The sequence below is a fragment of the Bifidobacterium leontopitheci genome (assembly GCF_009193355.1).
GTDB lineage: Bacteria > Actinomycetota > Actinomycetes > Actinomycetales > Bifidobacteriaceae > Bifidobacterium > Bifidobacterium leontopitheci.
In genome coordinates this window covers 1-14429 of the sequence record NZ_WBVT01000053.1, presented here as the reverse complement: position 1 = coordinate 14429, position 14429 = coordinate 1, and the positions used below count along the sequence as shown (strand labels likewise).

General features: G+C 64.2%; 13 protein-coding genes and 1 tRNA gene. 12 read left to right on the top strand and 2 right to left on the bottom strand.

The features are described 5' to 3' along the window. Window positions 1-5: 5 nt before the first annotated feature. The 3 genes from F7D09_RS10470 to F7D09_RS10460 all read left to right on the top strand — a co-directional run bounded on the left by F7D09_RS10470 (window position 6) and on the right by F7D09_RS10460 (window position 1622). Entirely contained in the window at window positions 6-800 is a 795-nt protein-coding gene (locus tag F7D09_RS10470; protein WP_152235432.1) for a class I SAM-dependent methyltransferase, read from the top strand. Window positions 801-1082: 282 nt separating this feature from the next. Continuing rightward, window positions 1083-1397 carry a cupin domain-containing protein gene (locus tag F7D09_RS10465; RefSeq protein WP_152235431.1) on the top strand — a complete coding sequence of 105 codons (315 nt, stop codon included), beginning with the start codon at window positions 1083-1085 and terminating at the stop codon, window positions 1395-1397. Window positions 1398-1548: 151 nt separating this feature from the next. Continuing rightward, window positions 1549-1622 (top strand) — tRNA-Lys (locus tag F7D09_RS10460). Window positions 1623-1682: 60 nt separating this feature from the next. On the opposite strand, the gene F7D09_RS10455 is transcribed toward F7D09_RS10460, so the two are convergent. Next, on the bottom strand, window positions 1683-2495 hold the full coding sequence (locus F7D09_RS10455; RefSeq protein WP_152235429.1) for an HAD-IIB family hydrolase: 813 nt from the start codon (window positions 2493-2495) through the stop codon (window positions 1683-1685). A 354-nt stretch (window positions 2496-2849) separates the two neighbouring features. Here F7D09_RS10455 and F7D09_RS10450 point away from each other — a divergent pair, with 354 nt between their 5' ends. The 8 genes from F7D09_RS10450 (at window position 2850) to F7D09_RS10415 (ending at window position 10444) form a co-directional block, all read left to right on the top strand. Next, window positions 2850-3548, top strand: coding sequence for a GntR family transcriptional regulator (locus F7D09_RS10450; protein WP_152235428.1), 699 nt, complete (start codon window positions 2850-2852; stop codon window positions 3546-3548). 252 nt (window positions 3549-3800) lie between these two features. Then, on the top strand, window positions 3801-5162 hold the full coding sequence (locus tag F7D09_RS10445) for a PTS sugar transporter subunit IIC (RefSeq protein ID WP_226836275.1): 1362 nt from the start codon (window positions 3801-3803) through the stop codon (window positions 5160-5162). 167 nt (window positions 5163-5329) lie between these two features. Then, a complete protein-coding gene (locus F7D09_RS10440; protein WP_034526368.1) occupies window positions 5330-5632 on the top strand; it encodes a PTS sugar transporter subunit IIB in 303 nt (100 codons plus the stop codon). A 57-nt stretch (window positions 5633-5689) separates the two neighbouring features. Then, on the top strand, window positions 5690-6016 hold the full coding sequence (locus F7D09_RS10435) for a PTS lactose/cellobiose transporter subunit IIA (RefSeq protein ID WP_033889656.1): 327 nt from the start codon (window positions 5690-5692) through the stop codon (window positions 6014-6016). A 32-nt stretch (window positions 6017-6048) separates the two neighbouring features. After that, window positions 6049-7485 carry a 6-phospho-beta-glucosidase gene (locus F7D09_RS10430; RefSeq protein WP_152235426.1) on the top strand — a complete coding sequence of 479 codons (1437 nt, stop codon included), beginning with the start codon at window positions 6049-6051 and terminating at the stop codon, window positions 7483-7485. A gap of 61 nt (window positions 7486-7546) precedes the next feature. Next, window positions 7547-7807, top strand: a complete 261-nt coding sequence (locus F7D09_RS10425; RefSeq protein WP_152235425.1) for an HPr family phosphocarrier protein — start codon at window positions 7547-7549, stop codon at window positions 7805-7807. Beyond that, window positions 7807-9432: a phosphoenolpyruvate--protein phosphotransferase gene (ptsP, locus tag F7D09_RS10420; RefSeq protein WP_152235424.1), complete on the top strand. Its 1626-nt coding sequence runs from the start codon at window positions 7807-7809 to the stop codon at window positions 9430-9432. Before F7D09_RS10425 ends, ptsP begins: the two co-directional genes overlap by 1 nt. Before the next feature lie 46 nt (window positions 9433-9478). Continuing rightward, window positions 9479-10444: an ROK family glucokinase gene (locus tag F7D09_RS10415; protein WP_152235423.1), complete on the top strand. Its 966-nt coding sequence runs from the start codon at window positions 9479-9481 to the stop codon at window positions 10442-10444. Between the two features lie 114 nt (window positions 10445-10558). Here the strand turns inward: F7D09_RS10415 and F7D09_RS10410 are convergent, their stop codons facing one another. Then, complete coding sequence (locus F7D09_RS10410; protein ID WP_193312453.1) at window positions 10559-11932, bottom strand: metallophosphoesterase family protein; 1374 nt, start codon at window positions 11930-11932, stop codon at window positions 10559-10561. 251 nt (window positions 11933-12183) lie between these two features. On the opposite strand from F7D09_RS10410, the gene leuA reads away from it, so the two are divergent. Further along, on the top strand, window positions 12184-14094 hold the full coding sequence (gene leuA / locus F7D09_RS10405; protein WP_152235422.1) for a 2-isopropylmalate synthase: 1911 nt from the start codon (window positions 12184-12186) through the stop codon (window positions 14092-14094). Window positions 14095-14429: the final 335 nt, after the last annotated feature.

Genomic DNA, 14429 nt, shown 5'->3' with positions numbered 1-14429 from the left:
CCCTCATGCCATCCCAACTGCCGCAAGCCGACCGCGACCCTGAACACATGCAGGGGCACTGGGTGCTGGCACAGCTCGGCAAGCGCGTGCTGCGCCCCGGCGGCGAGAGGCTCACCATGCGCATGCTCGCGAACACGCCGCTCAACGGCAAACACGTCGTGGAGTTCGCGCCCGGCCTCGGCCGTACAACGCGGCTGATTCTGAACGCCAAGCCCGCCGCATACACCGGCGTCGACCGCGACCCGCAGGTGGTGAACATCATCACTCCACTGGCGGCATCCGTCGGCGGCACGTGCGTTCAGGCCGACGCCGCGGACACCGGACTGCCGGCCGGCTCGGCGGACGTGGTGGTCGGCGAGGCGATGCTCACCATGCAGTCCGAGCGCGGCAAACGCGCGATCATCGGCGAGGCGCGGCGCATCCTGAAGCCCGGCGGCCTGTACGCGATTCACGAGATGGGCCTCGCGCCGGACGATCTGGACAACACGGTGAAGACCGCGATCCGCAAGGATCTCGCCCGGGTCATCAGGGTCAACGCGCGACCGTTGACCGCCGCCGAATGGCGGAATCTGCTGGAGTCCGAAGGGTTCGAGGTGCTGTGGAGCGGCGTCGAGCCGATGGCGTTGCTGAAGATGCGCCGCAACCTGGCCGACGAGGGCGTGCGCGGCGTGCTGCGCATCATGCGCAACGTGCTCACCCACCCTGACCTTCGCGCGCGGGTGCTGCAGATGCGCCGCGTGTTCAACACGTACGGCGACTCGCTCACCGGCATCGCGTTCGTGGTGCGGCGCAAGGGCTGACGTCGGCGGCTGGCTCCTGGTTTTCTCCCGTTTCGGCACTCCAAAACGGGAGAAAACCCGGAGTCCGGAGCGTCGGCAGGCACGGCGGCGGCTAAGCTGGTACGGAACGCCGGCATCGCTGCCGGAACCGGTTCGTCGGCAATCCGATAATGTGGCCGGCTGCGGCAGGCGACTGAGGACAGCGGCACCGGCAACACGGCCGGGCAAACGAACGATGATCTACGACAAGGAGATTCCATGACCAACGAAACGACAACCACTCCGACCACCTCCACCCAGCCGATGGTGATGGAATTCATCGACGACCTCGTCCCGCTGGTCGCCGTGCAGCCCGAGGCCACGGTCTCGCGTACGGTGATGCAGGTGGAGGGCGCCAACGTGGTGCTTTTCTCGTTCGACAAGGGTCAGGAGCTGAGCGAGCACACCGCCGCCATGCCGGTGCTTGTGCAGTGCCTCGAAGGGCATCTCAAGGTGACCGGCGGCGGCAAGACCGTGGACCTTGTGCCCGGCGGCATCCTGCACTTCCCGACCCGCCTGCCGCATGCGGTGTACGCCGAGGAAGCGTCCAAGATGATGCTGATCATGATGCGCCGCTGAGCCCGGCGTCCGTCGGCGAGCCGGACGCGCCCGGCCGTAACCGCCGCCCGACCCGCCGCGTCCGGCGTGTCGCGCCCGTCGATTTGCGTCAGCGGCAAAGTCGTGTATATTAGTCACTCGTTGCAGTCACCACTGCAGCGAGCTACCAACCGCCCCCGTAGCTCAGTTGGTTAGAGCAGCTGACTCTTAATCAGCGTGTCCAGGGTTCGAATCCCTGCGGGGGCACAGACAAAGGCCGGAGCCGAAAGGTTCCGGCCTTTTGCGTACGCGGCGTTCGTGAGGCGGTCAGTGGAGCAGCGTGCGCAACGCCGCTGCGAGGCCGTTGTCGTCGACGTCCGGCGCGACCATGTCGGCAACCGACTTGACCGCCGCGGTGCCGTTGCCCATCGCCACACCCACGCCGGCGACTTGGATCATCTCAAGATCGTTGTCGCTGTCGCCGATGGCGATCGTGTCGGCCAGCGGTACACCGAGCCGTTGCGCGACCTTCTCGAGCGCCGTGCCCTTGTTCACGCCGGGGATGAGGATTTCACCGTTGTCGTCGCTGGAGGCGTTGATCGATCCGTGGATGATGGTGGCGTATCCAGCGAGCCCGCGACCCACATCCTCCACGGTGAGGCCGCCGCCGTCGGGAATGTAGAACGTACCCTTGCGGACCGCCGGCAGCGGACGGTCATCCACGATGGTGTGCCAGGAATCGCGCATCTGCGGGTACCGCAGCAGCTTCCTGTGCACGCCGAGCCGGTGCCGGTAGCGTTCGGTGGCGTGCATGCCGTCGGGGCAGTGCCAGGCGTACGGCATGTCATGCGCGTTGAAGAACGACGTCGCCTTGCGAACGGATTCCACGGGCATGCTCTCCTCGAGGATGGTTTCGCCGTCGAGTTCGGCGCACGCGCCGCCGTCGGATACGATGCCGTCGAATCCGAGTTCGAGCACCGGCGGATCGATGTCCAGCGCCGCGCGGCCTGAACAGATGAACAGCCGGTATCCGGACTGTTGCGCCCGGCGGCACTCCTCTCGTGCGGAGTTGGGGATGTGATGGCTGCTGTCCAGCAGCGTGCCGTCGATATCGATGAATACCAAGGTGGGTTTGCCCATATGTCCGCTCTCCTATGGAATGCCGGCTGCGATGTCCTGACTGTGTCCAGCCCCTACTCGAAGTATAATTCATTCGAATGAATTTATGCAATGGGTGTTGTATCCGTGTTCTTGTGTCGAGGGGCAATCGTGACTTCGGTGTCGAGTGTCGATATGTCGCAGCGGATTCGTTTCTCGCTGCTGTTCGCGGTAGGGAATGATCATTCGTCGGCGTTCAGGATTCATGCGAATGAATTAAAGAAATATGGATTACGGGAAAGCGTTATATTCGAATGAATGCGAATCATGCGATAAAATGGCCATCGTGTGCTGCGGCGATGTGGCGCGGCTGAATGATGTGATTTTGGAGGGTGCATGAAATACCGTGAACTGGCGAAGATTCTCAAGGTGGAGATCGACAAGGGCAAATATCGTGACGCGGGGAAGCTGCCCACTGAACCCGAGCTCATGGAGCGGTTCGGCGCGACCCGGTACTGCGTGCGCAATGCCATCTCTCTGCTGGCCGAGCTCGGCGACGTGTACCCGGTACAGGGCAGCGGCATGTTCGTGCGGGAGAACAGGCGGGAGGGGTGCCTCAACATCAACGGCACGAGGGGCATGACTTCGGAGTTCCCTGGCCATTCCGTGTCCTCCAAGCTGATCAAGCTGGAGCAGCGTGAGGCGGGAGAAGACTCCGTGCGCCTCAAGTGCGCCGCCGATGCCAGGGTCTACAGCGTCTCGCGCCTGCGTCTGCTGGACGACGAACCGTTCGCCATCGAGTACGCCCTGTATCTCAAGGAGTTCGTGCCGTATCTCAGCGAGGAGATCGCCAGTGGCTCCATTTACGCGTACATTCGCGAGGATCTGGGTCTGAGCACGGGTTTCGCGGACAAGCTGATATACGCGCGAGAGCTGGATTACGGACGGGCCGACCTCCTCGGCCTGTCGGCAGGGGACCCCGCCCTGGTGGTCGAGGACGACGCTTATCTGGCCAGCGGCCGCATGTTCAACGCCGGCACGGTCTACTACCACTACAAAAAGGCCACGTTTTTTAATTTCGCCGACCTGAAGTAGTCCTTTATGCGCGTGAAGCGGCGTCGCCGGTGGGGGTGGCGCCGCTTCACGGTATTTCCTCGGGAAGGCGACACAACGTATCTAAAAAATCATTCGAATGAATTTGACACAGCCGAATGAAACTCGTATATTGTAGTCAAGTCATTCGGATTACGCCTATTCATCCGAATGACTTGATACTGAACAAGAGAAATCGGGCCGGCAACAAGGACGCCGGTCCGGGGACATCAACCAGTCCAAAGGAGGATGAGAATGAAGGAGTTCGGTAACAAACTGCTCAACGGCTTCATGAAATTCGCGACGACCAAGGCGGTCACCGCTCTGAAGGATGGCTTCGTGCTCACGATGCCGGCCACCCTGGTGGGATCGCTGTTCCTGCTGCTCGCGAACCTGCCGTTCGAGGGCTACACGGACTTCATGAACAACCTGCTGACCGACAAGTGGAACATCGGCCTGAATCAGGTGTCCGCCGGGACATTCAATATCCTGGCCGTCATCATCGCGGTCGGCATCGGCTACGCATACGCGCGCAACGAGAAGGAAGACGGCATCTCCTCCGGTCTGCTGGCTCTGGTCGCCTTCTTCATCCTCTCGCCGTCCTCGGTGAGCATCGACCACAGCACCGTCGACGCGATCAAGGAGGGCGCCACCGCCTCCGTGTCCGGCGCGATCTCCACCTCATGGACCGGCGGCAACGGCGTGATTACCGCCATCGTCGTCGGTCTGCTGTCCGGCCTGGTGTTCGTCAAGTGCATGAAGCACAACCTCAAGATCAAGCTGCCCGACTCCGTGCCGGAAGGCGTGTCCAACGCGTTCTCTGCGATGATCCCTGGCTTCTTCGTGGTGCTCGGCTCCGCGGTCATCTACCACCTGTGCCAGGTGTTCGGCGGCGTGAGCTTCACCGAGCTCATCTTCAAGATACTGCAGACCCCGATGCAGAACCTCACCGACAACTGGGCCGGCGCGATCATCATCACCCTGCTCATCTCCATCCTCTTCTGGTGTGGCATCCACGGCCCGAACGTCGTCATGGGCATCATGGCCCCGCTGCTGACCGCAAATTCCGTGGCCAACCAGACCCTCATGGACGCCGGCAAGGCCGTGACCACCGCCGACGGCGGCCACATCCTCACCCCGCAGATCGTCGACTGCTTCGTCAAGTTCGGCGGCACCGGCATCACCCTCGGCCTGCTCATCGCCGGCCTGATCGTGGCCAAGTCCAGCCAGATGAAGGAAATGTCGAAGCTGTCCGTCGTGCCCGGCCTGTTCAACATTAACGAACCGGTCATCTTCGGCCTGCCGATCGTGTTCAACCCGTTCTTCCTGATCCCGTTCATCGTCGTCCCGCTGATCGCCATGATCATCACCTACGGCGCGATGTACATCGGCTTCCTGCCCCCGTTCGGCGCCGTCCAGGTGCCGTGGACCACCCCGGTGATCATCTCCGGCTTCCTGCTGGGCGGCTGGAAGGCTGCGCTCATCCAGCTCATCATCCTCGTGATCTCCGTGGTCGTCTACCTGCCGTTCGTCAAGAAGCAGGACCAGGCGTGGATCGCCGAACAGGCCGCCAACGACGCCGACATCGAGACTGCCGCCGCCGCGGCCAAGGCCTGAGCCGCCGCGCCGAACGGCCCGACTCTTCCGATCGGCAATGATCGGATGACATGGGAGCCCGGTGCGAGCAACCACCCTTGCCGGGCTCCCTCCTTACCAACACTCAATACACCCATAACAACCAACCGCCCCACGATCGGTGTGGGGCCCATTGAAAGGAAATCATCATGAAGATCGTACTGTGCTGCAACGCCGGAATGTCCACCAGCATGCTGGTCAAGAAGATGCGCGCCGCCGCCGAGGCCAAGGGCATCGAGGCCGAAATCGATGCTTACCCGATCTCCGAGGTCGAGGAGAAGGCAGCGAACGCCGACGCCGTGCTGCTCGGCCCACAGGTGCGTTACGAACTCGACCACGTCAAGAAGCTGCTGCCCGGCAAGCCGGTCGAAGCCATCAACCCGCAGGACTACGGCATGGTGCGCGGCGACAAGGTGCTCGAACACGCCATCGCCATCGCCGACGCCAAGTAACCCGACACCAACAGACAGACAACCGACAACCAAACGAACGAACCAAGGGTGGTAACAATGGCAGAAGACAACAAGGACTTCGACTGGGAGACCCTCTGCTTCCAGATGATCACGGCCGCGGGAAGCGCCAAATCCGACTACATCGAGGCGCTGCAGGCGGCCAAGGCCGGCAAATACGACAAAGCCGACGAACTCATCAAGAGCGGCGACCAGAGCTTCGCGACCGGCCACGACCTGCACACCAACCTCGTGCAGCGCGAGGCATCCGGCGAGAAGATCGAGGTCAGCCTGCTCATGACGCACGTCGAGGACCAGATGATGGCCGCGGAGACCGTCAAACTGCTGGTCAACGAGCTCATCGCGCTGTACAAGAAGATCAACTGACCCACAGGGCTTATCAGGAAAAGGAACACAACATGGGTTTCCCAAGCAACTTTCTGTGGGGCGGCGCAGTGGCCGCCCACCAGCTCGAAGGTGCATGGAACGAAGACGGCAAGGGCGTGTCCATCGCCGACGTGATGACCGCGGGCGCGCATGGCGTGCCCCGGCAGATCACCGATAGCGTCGAGACCGGCAAGATCTACCCGAACCACTGGGGCAACGACTACTACCACCGCTTCCGCGGCGACGACTCGTTGTTCCAGGAGATGGGCTTCAAATGCTTCCGCACCTCCATCGCCTGGTCGCGCATCTTCCCTAACGGCGAGGAGGACGAACCCAACGAGGCGGGTCTGAGGTTCTACGACGACCTGTTCGACGACCTCAAGGCCAAGGGCATGGAACCGGTCGTGACGCTCTCCCACTTCGAGATGCCGTTGAACCTGAGCCTCAAATACGGCGGGTTCACTGATCGCAGGCTCATCGACCTGTTCGTCAAGTTCGCGCTCACCGTCATGGAACGCTACAAGAACAAGGTGAAGTACTGGCTGACCTTCAACGAGGTCAACAACCAGATGAACCTCGACAACCCGATCTTCGCCTACACCGACTCCGGTATCCGGTTCTCCGAGACGGACACTATCCATGACCGCAAGCGCAAGGTCTGGCAGGCCGTGCACAACGAGTTCGTCGCTAGCGCCTTGGTCGTCAAACGAGGCCACGAGATCAACCCCGACTTCCAGATCGGATGCATGCTGGCCATCGTGCCGATCTACCCGGCCACCTGCAACCCCGACGACGTGATGCGCGCCGAAGTTGCCATGCGCGACCGGCTCGTATTCGGCGACGTGTACGTCAACGGCGAATACCCGAACTACGCGAGGAACATGTGGGCCCGCGAGGGCGTGGCCCCGCGCATGGAGCCGGGAGACGAGACGGCCATCGCCGAGGGCACGGTCGATTTCATCTCCATCAGCTACTACATGTCGATGGCCCTGTCCGCCGACGACTCCACCCCCGGCGACTTCGACTCCGGCATCGCCGGCGTGGTGCGCAACACGTACATCCCCGCCACCAAATGGGGCTGGCAGATCGACCCCGTCGGCCTGCGCTACGCGCTGAGCGTCCTGTACGAACGCTACCGCAAGCCGATCTTCATCGTGGAGAACGGCTACGGCGCATATGACACCGTCAACCCGGACGGCACCATCGACGACGACGACCGCATCGACTACCTGCGCGCCCACATCGAACAGGTCGGCAAGGCCATCGACCTCGACGGCGTGGAGGTCATGGGCTACACCGTGTGGGGCTGCATCGACGTGGTCAGCTTCGGCACCGGCGAATTCAAGAAACGCTACGGGCTGATCTACGTCGACGCCGACGACGAAGGCCACGGCACCTTCGAACGCCGCCGCAAGAAATCCTTCGGCTGGTACCAGAAGGTCATCGCCACCAACGGCGAACAGCTGTAAACCACAGCACGTATACAAGGCGCTTCAAGCGCAACACATCAAACGCATAAAGGAATCATCAATGTCTCAGGAATTCACGTTCACCGTATCCGACCCTGCGGGCATGCACGCCCGCCCCGCCGGCTTGCTGGTGGGCAAGGCGCAGCAGTATGAGTCGACCATCATCATCAAACGAGGCGACAAGTCCGTGGACGCCAAGCGCATCTTCGGCGTCATGGGGCTTGGCGTCCAGCAGGGCGATGAGGTCACCGTCAAGGTGCAGGGCGACGACGAGGCCAAGGCGGCCGCGGAGTTCGAACAATTCCTTAAGGAGAATCTGTGATGAGGACGATACAGGGTGTTGGAGTATCCGCAGGCATCGCTATCGGTTCCATCCGCGTGCTCGACACCGCCGACCACGCGGTCGAACGCCGCGTGGTGGACGATCCGCAGGCCGAGGTCGAACGGTTCCGTACGGCCCGCGACACGGCCGTCGAGCAGCTGAAGCGGCTGCGCGACAAGACCGCGGCCGAGTTCGGCGAAGGCAAGGCCGAACTGTTCGACGCGCACCAGCTCATGCTGCAGGACCCGGACTATGTGAACAGTATTGAGGACCTGATCGGGCAGAGCAGGGTGAACGCCGAATACGCGGTCAACAGCACCGCCGAACAGTACGCCGCCATGTTCGCCGCGATGGACAACTCCTACATGCAGGCCCGCGCCGCCGACATCAAGGATGTCTCACGGCGCGTGATCAACGTGCTCGAAGGAAAGCGAGGCGGCGCGGCCGAGGATGGCGACGGCGACAGCCACATCATCCTCGCCGAGGACCTCGCGCCCAGCGAGACCGTGCAGCTCGACCGCGCCAAGGTGCTCGGCTTCGTGACCGCCAAAGGCTCCGCGAACTCGCACACCGCGATCCTGGCCCGCACGATGGGCCTGCCCGCCATCATCGGCATCGGCGCCGCCTTCGACCCGGCCGACGACGGCCACACCGCGGTGATCGACGGCACCAGCGGCAAGGTGTTCATCGACCCGGACGAGGCCACGCTCGGCGAATACCAGGGCAGGAAGGCCAAGTACGAGGAGCGTCTTCGCCTGCTGCAGGAGCTCAAGGGCAAGCCCACCGAAACCAAGTCCGGCCAGAAGGTCCGCCTGTACGCGAACATCGGCCGCCCCTCCGACGTCACCGCCGTGCTGGCCAACGACGCCGAAGGCATCGGTCTGTTCCGCAGCGAGTTCCTGTACCTGGAGAGCGAGGACTACCCGACCGAGGAGTTCCAGTTCGAGGCGTACAAGGAAGTCGCGCAGAAGATGGGCGACCGCCTGGTCGTCATCCGCACGCTCGACATCGGCGCGGACAAGCAGGTCGGCTACTTCAACCTGGAGCACGAGGACAACCCCGCGCTCGGCTACCGCGCGATCCGCATCTGCCTGACCCGCCCGGAGATCTTCAAGGTCCAGCTGCGCGCCCTGCTGCGCGCCTCCGTGTACGGCAACATCGCCATCATGCTGCCCATGATCACCTCGGTTCAGGAGGTGCGCGACGCCAAGAGGATCCTCGATGAGGTCAAGACAGAGCTGCACAGCGAGCACGTCGACTTCAACGAACACATTCAGGTCGGCATCATGATCGAGACGCCTGCTTCGGTCGTCATGGCCGACGAACTGGCCGCCGAAGTCGACTTCTTCTCCATCGGCACCAACGACCTGACCCAGTACACGCTGGCCTGCGACCGGCAGAATCCGAACCTCGGACGCTTCGCCGACCCGCATTCGCCCGCCGTGCTGCGCATGATTCGCATGGCCACCGAGGCCGCGCACCGTCACGGCATCTGGTGCGGCATCTGCGGCGAGCTCGGCGCGGACCTCAGCCTGACCGACACGTTCCTTGACATCGGCCTCGACGAACTGTCCGTCTCGCCCACCAGCGTCCTGCCTCTGCGCGACGCCATCCGCAACCACTGAGCGGCGCGCCCCAAGGCCCGTCATATGTCAAAGGAGAACATCAGTCATGGAAACGCTCGGCATTGATATCGGCGGCACGAAGATCGCCGGAGGCATCTGCGACGAGAAAGGCAACATCCGCTGCCTACAGCGCGTGCCCACGCCGGAGGACGCCGCCGACATCAACGCCGCCGTGGCCGACATCTACCGGCGGTGCAAAGGCGAAGGCGACATCAGGGCGATCGGCATCTCGGCCGCCGGCAACATAGCGTCCGACCGGCGTACCGTCAGCTTCGCGGCGAACCTGCCGGCCTGGCACCAGTATCCGCTCGCCGACGCCATCGAGGACCTGGTCGGGGATGGCGTCAAAGTGATCGTCGAAAACGACGCCAATGCGGCAGGATGGGGTGAATACCGTTTCGGTGCGGGTCGCGGCACCCATAACATGGTCATGATCACCGTGGGCACCGGCGTCGGCGGCGCCATCATCGTCAACGACCGTCTGGTCAGGGGCGGATTCGGCATGGCCGGCGAAATCGGCCACATCGTCATGGTCCCTGACGGCGAAGCCTGCGGATGCGGTCTGTTCGGCTGCGCCGAGCAGTATGCCTCCGGTTCGGCCCTGGAACGCTTCGCATGGTCGGCGGCCAGGCGGCAGCCGAACCAGTCGGAGCACCTGCTCGAGGCCTGCGAATATGACAGGAGCAAGCTCATCGGCCCCATGGTGCGTGACGCCGCCCAGCAGGGCGACCCCACCGCCAATGAGGCGTTCAACCTGCTCGGCGAATGGCTCGGTCGCCTCATGGCCAACCTGTCCGCCGTGCTGGACCCCGAAGCCTTCGTCATCGGCGGAGGCGTGGCGGAGGTCGGCGGCATGCTGCTCGACCCTGCGCGCGCCGCGTTCAGCCGATACCTGCAGGCCAGCATGTACCGTCAGCACCCCAGCATTCTGGAGGCCAGGGCCGGTGGCAAGGCGGGCATCATCGGAGCCGCCGACCTGGCGCGGGACATCGACCTGGCGAGAGTCGACTAAGAGGCGATGAGGTGGCCTGCCCGCGCACGTTCTGACGCCTGCATCTCGGTGACGCAACCGGTAGAAGCCCGCAACCGTTGTTCGCAACGATTGCGGGCTTTCTTGTAGCCGCCCCTACCGCAGCCGCCGCGCCACCGCGCGCACGATCGCGGCGAACGTGACCGACAATCCCAGCGCCACGGTCGCCGCCACCTGCGGCCGGCGCAGCTCGTCGCGCAGGCTCGCCGCACCCGTCACGCAATGATCCTCGAAGAACACGCGCAGCTCGTTGCCGCTGTACCGGCCCACCAGGTCACCCCACGTGAGCATCCGCGTCTCGTACGCCGCCGGGTCGTCCTCGCGGAACTCGAACAGGCGGATCCCGCGGTAGCGCGACTTCGGCCCGTAGCATTCGAAGCCGCACGTCGGCGCGTAACCCAAGTCCATGCCGTCCACATGCCCGACGAACGAGTTCTTGTGGTCGTGTCCGCAGAACAGCGCGAAATAGCCGCCGGCCTCGCGCATCGCCGCGACCTCGCCCACGTTCTCGTCCGCGCAGCCGATCGCCTCGCCCAGCCGCGAGCCGGGCCGGCACACGGCCTTGTTGAGCACGTAGCAGCGGCCGGCGTAGTTGCGCGCGCCCTCCACCGCGTGCGGCGTCCACGCGGGCACCTCGGTCAGGCAGTCGTAGAACTCCTGCGGGGGGATGTGCTGGAACGCGATCGCCGGCACCGGCCGTCCGTCGCCGTTGCGTTCGCCCAGCTCACGCTGCACGTCGCCGAGCCAGGCGATCGCCTCCTCGCTGGGTGTGCCGTAACCGTCCGAATCGGCCAGGTCGAGGCCGCGCGAATGCGTCACGTAGCGCGGGTACTGCGCGTCGTTCTCCTCCGGCTTGCCCGCGTAGTCGCCGGAGTTGACCATCATGACGCTCATCGCCACATGGTCCGACCCGTCCGAGGCGAGCACCGGCAGCGCGAACGTGCCGGGTTCGAGCGAATCCGCAGGGTTGAGACAGCCCGGGTACTCACGGTAGATGCCGTCCTGCTCGTCGGCGAGGATGCCGCACTGGAAGTCGTGGTTGCCGTACGTTGCGGCGAATGGCACGCCCGCGTTGATGACCGGGCCGAGGAACGCGGAGAACGTGTCGCGCACCTTCTGCCGCGTGTCGTCCATGAGATCGTCGAGCGTGACCACGTCCTCTTCGGGCGGCACGTCGGGGTTGCGCCGCGCGGCGATGCGCCGGTGGATGCCCTTGAGCTTCGCCTCGACCTCGGTGACGAGCCGCACCCGCGCGCCCGGGTTCTCGCCGCGGCGGCGCAGGAACGTGTCGATGTAGGCGGGGTCGTAGCCGCGGATCTGGTCGCCGGTGAACACCACGAGATCGGGTTTCGCCTCGCGTATCGCGGCCTCGATCATGCGGATGGTGTCGCGGTTGACTTCCGGGCCGTCCTGGATGTCGGCCATCTGCAGCACGCGGAACGTGCCGTCGTTACGAAAACGCAGTGTCATGCACACCACTGTACCGGCGGCCGGCGTGACGTGCGGCGGCGGCCGCGCACGTTCACGCACTGTTCATGTTCGTCGCCGCCAGCCGGGCGCTCGCCGCAGCCGACCGCGCGGCGAACGTGTCGTTTGCTGACATTCCGGCGGTTTGCGTGGGGGCCTGACGCTAGACTGGTGTGGTGCATGTCATACATGCGTTGACTATCGAGCCGACCGGCCGCACGCCGGCGACAATCTAGACAAAAGAAGGAGGAACGATGGGTCAGGATCAATCATCGGTATTCGATCTCGCGGCTGTGGCCGCAGCGTCCAACGGAGGGAACAATGACCCGCTGCTGCCTCCCGCACGCTTCATCGGCGACCCGCAGAAGCCGAGCCGGATGCCGTACACCAAGTACGTCGCCTACGACAAGCAGGTGCCGTTCGACTATCCCGACCGCACGTGGCCGGGCAAGCGGCTGCAGCGCGCGCCGCGCTGGTGCTCGGTCGACCTGCGCGACGGCAACCAGGCGCTCGTCAACCCGATGGACTCCGAGCGCAAGCTGCGCTTCTGGAACCTGCTCGTCTCCATGGGATTCAAGGAGATCGAGGTCGGCTTCCCGTCCGCCTCGGAGACCGATTTCGACTTCATCCGCATGCTCATCGAACGCGAGCTCATCCCCGACGACGTGACCATCGTGGTGCTCACCCAGTGCCGTGAGCACCTCATCCGCCGCACCTACGAGGCGCTCAAGGGCGCCAAGCGCGCGGTCGTGCACTTCTACAACTCCGTCTCCGTGCTGCAGCGTGAGGTCGTGTTCCGCAAGAACAAGGAGGAGATCAAGAAGCTCGCCACCGACGCCGCCGAACTGTGCAAGCGGCTGGAAGGCGAGGCCAAGGGCATCGACCTGTACTACGAGTACTCGCCGGAGTCGTTCACCGGCACCGAGCCGGAGTACGCGGTCGAGGTGTGCAACGCGGTGATCGGCGTCATCAAGCCGACCCCCGAGCACAAGATGATCATCAACCTGCCGGCCACGGTCGAGATGACCACGCCGAACGTGTTCGCCGACGAGGTGGAGTACGTCTCCAACAACCTCGACGACCGCGACTCCGTGGTCCTCTCCCTGCACCCGCACAACGACGAGGGCATGGGCGTGGCCGCCACCGAGCTGGCCGTGCTCGCCGGCGCCGACCGCGTGGAAGGCTGCCTGCTGGGCAACGGCGAGCGCACCGGCAACGTCGACCTGGTGACTCTCGGCCTGAACATGCTCACGCAGGGCATCGATCCGCAGCTCGACCTGTCCAACGTGCCGGAGATCCGCAAGACCGTCGAATACTGCAACCAGATCAAGATCTCCGAGCGTCACCCGTATGCGGGCAACTTCGTGTTCACCGCGTTCTCCGGCTCGCATCAGGACGCCATCAAGAAGGGCCTCGAAGCCCGTCAGGTGGCCGCCGACCGCGCCGGCGCCGACCTCGACAAGTTCGTCTGGCTCGTGCCCTACCTGCCGATCGACCCGAAGGACATCGGCCGCACGTACGAGGCGATCATCCGCGTCAACTCGCAGTCCGGCAAGGGCGGCATGGCCTACCTGCTCAAGACGAACCACAACCTCGACCTGCCGAAGCGCCTGCAGGTGGAGTTCGACAAGGTCGTGCAGCGCTACGCCGACGAGACGAAGAAGGAAGTCAAGGACGAGGATATCTGGCGCCTGTTCAAGGACGAGTACCTGCCGGTCGAGCAGTCGGGCATGACCGCCGCGGGCAAGATCGTCGGCGACACGCACGACGCCTCGCTCGCCCCGTGGGGCCGCCTCAAGCTGCTCAAGGTGGCGGTATCCTCCGGCGAGGACGGTTCCGACACCGTGCTCAAGGCGCGCGTGCTCGACCGCGGCGTGAACGTCGGGGTCGACGAGGAGCGCGTGCGTGAGGTGTCCGGCGTGGGCAACGGCCCGATCGCCGCGTTCCTCAACGCGATCGCGAACCTCGGCATCGAGGCGTCGGTCATGGACTACGTGGAGCACACCATGTCGGTGGGCACGGACGCCATGGCCGCCTCCTACGTGGAATGCCAGGTGGGCGAGGACGCCGAGTCGCAGATCATCTGGGGCGTCGGCATCGACTCCTCGATCACCACGAGCGCCCTCAAGGCGATCATCTCCGCCATCAACCGCTCCGAGCGCTGAGCCGGCTGTCCCGCTACCTCGGCCCCCTCGGTGGAGGGGGCTGGCTGAGCGTAGCGAAGACTGGGGGAGCGCCACCCGCTAATACGAATGGGGCGGTGACTGCCGATTGCCGGCAGTCACCGCCCCACTTACATATACGCCCCGTCACTCTGCTCGCCCGAGCACAGTGACGGGGCGTGTCAAAACCCTCATATTGCAACGGTTTTCTCGGGTAGTGCCCGATTTCTTGCGCACTTTGGTTCTCGCCCGTCCCTGTGACGATGATCAGTTCGCTTCGTGTACGTTCTCACCGAGTCGGGACATGTCGAGGTAGCGGCGCGTCGACCACTCGCTGG

What these genes read in the sequence shown, in the direction of transcription:
- F7D09_RS10470 (WP_152235432.1), top strand. Translation starts at nt 6, where the DNA reads ATGCCATCCCAACTGCCGCAAGCCGACCGCGACCCTGAACACATGCAG.
- F7D09_RS10465 (WP_152235431.1), top strand. Translation starts at nt 1,083, where the DNA reads ATGGTGATGGAATTCATCGACGACCTCGTCCCGCTGGTCGCCGTGCAG.
- F7D09_RS10455 (WP_152235429.1), bottom strand. Translation starts at nt 2,495, where the DNA reads ATGGGCAAACCCACCTTGGTATTCATCGATATCGACGGCACGCTGCTG.
- F7D09_RS10450 (WP_152235428.1), top strand. Translation starts at nt 2,850, where the DNA reads ATGAAATACCGTGAACTGGCGAAGATTCTCAAGGTGGAGATCGACAAG.
- F7D09_RS10445 (WP_226836275.1), top strand. Translation starts at nt 3,801, where the DNA reads ATGAAGGAGTTCGGTAACAAACTGCTCAACGGCTTCATGAAATTCGCG.
- F7D09_RS10440 (WP_034526368.1), top strand. Translation starts at nt 5,330, where the DNA reads ATGAAGATCGTACTGTGCTGCAACGCCGGAATGTCCACCAGCATGCTG.
- F7D09_RS10435 (WP_033889656.1), top strand. Translation starts at nt 5,690, where the DNA reads ATGGCAGAAGACAACAAGGACTTCGACTGGGAGACCCTCTGCTTCCAG.
- F7D09_RS10430 (WP_152235426.1), top strand. Translation starts at nt 6,049, where the DNA reads ATGGGTTTCCCAAGCAACTTTCTGTGGGGCGGCGCAGTGGCCGCCCAC.
- F7D09_RS10425 (WP_152235425.1), top strand. Translation starts at nt 7,547, where the DNA reads ATGTCTCAGGAATTCACGTTCACCGTATCCGACCCTGCGGGCATGCAC.
- ptsP (WP_152235424.1), top strand. Translation starts at nt 7,807, where the DNA reads ATGAGGACGATACAGGGTGTTGGAGTATCCGCAGGCATCGCTATCGGT.
- F7D09_RS10415 (WP_152235423.1), top strand. Translation starts at nt 9,479, where the DNA reads ATGGAAACGCTCGGCATTGATATCGGCGGCACGAAGATCGCCGGAGGC.
- F7D09_RS10410 (WP_193312453.1), bottom strand. Translation starts at nt 11,932, where the DNA reads ATGACACTGCGTTTTCGTAACGACGGCACGTTCCGCGTGCTGCAGATG.
- leuA (WP_152235422.1), top strand. Translation starts at nt 12,184, where the DNA reads ATGGGTCAGGATCAATCATCGGTATTCGATCTCGCGGCTGTGGCCGCA.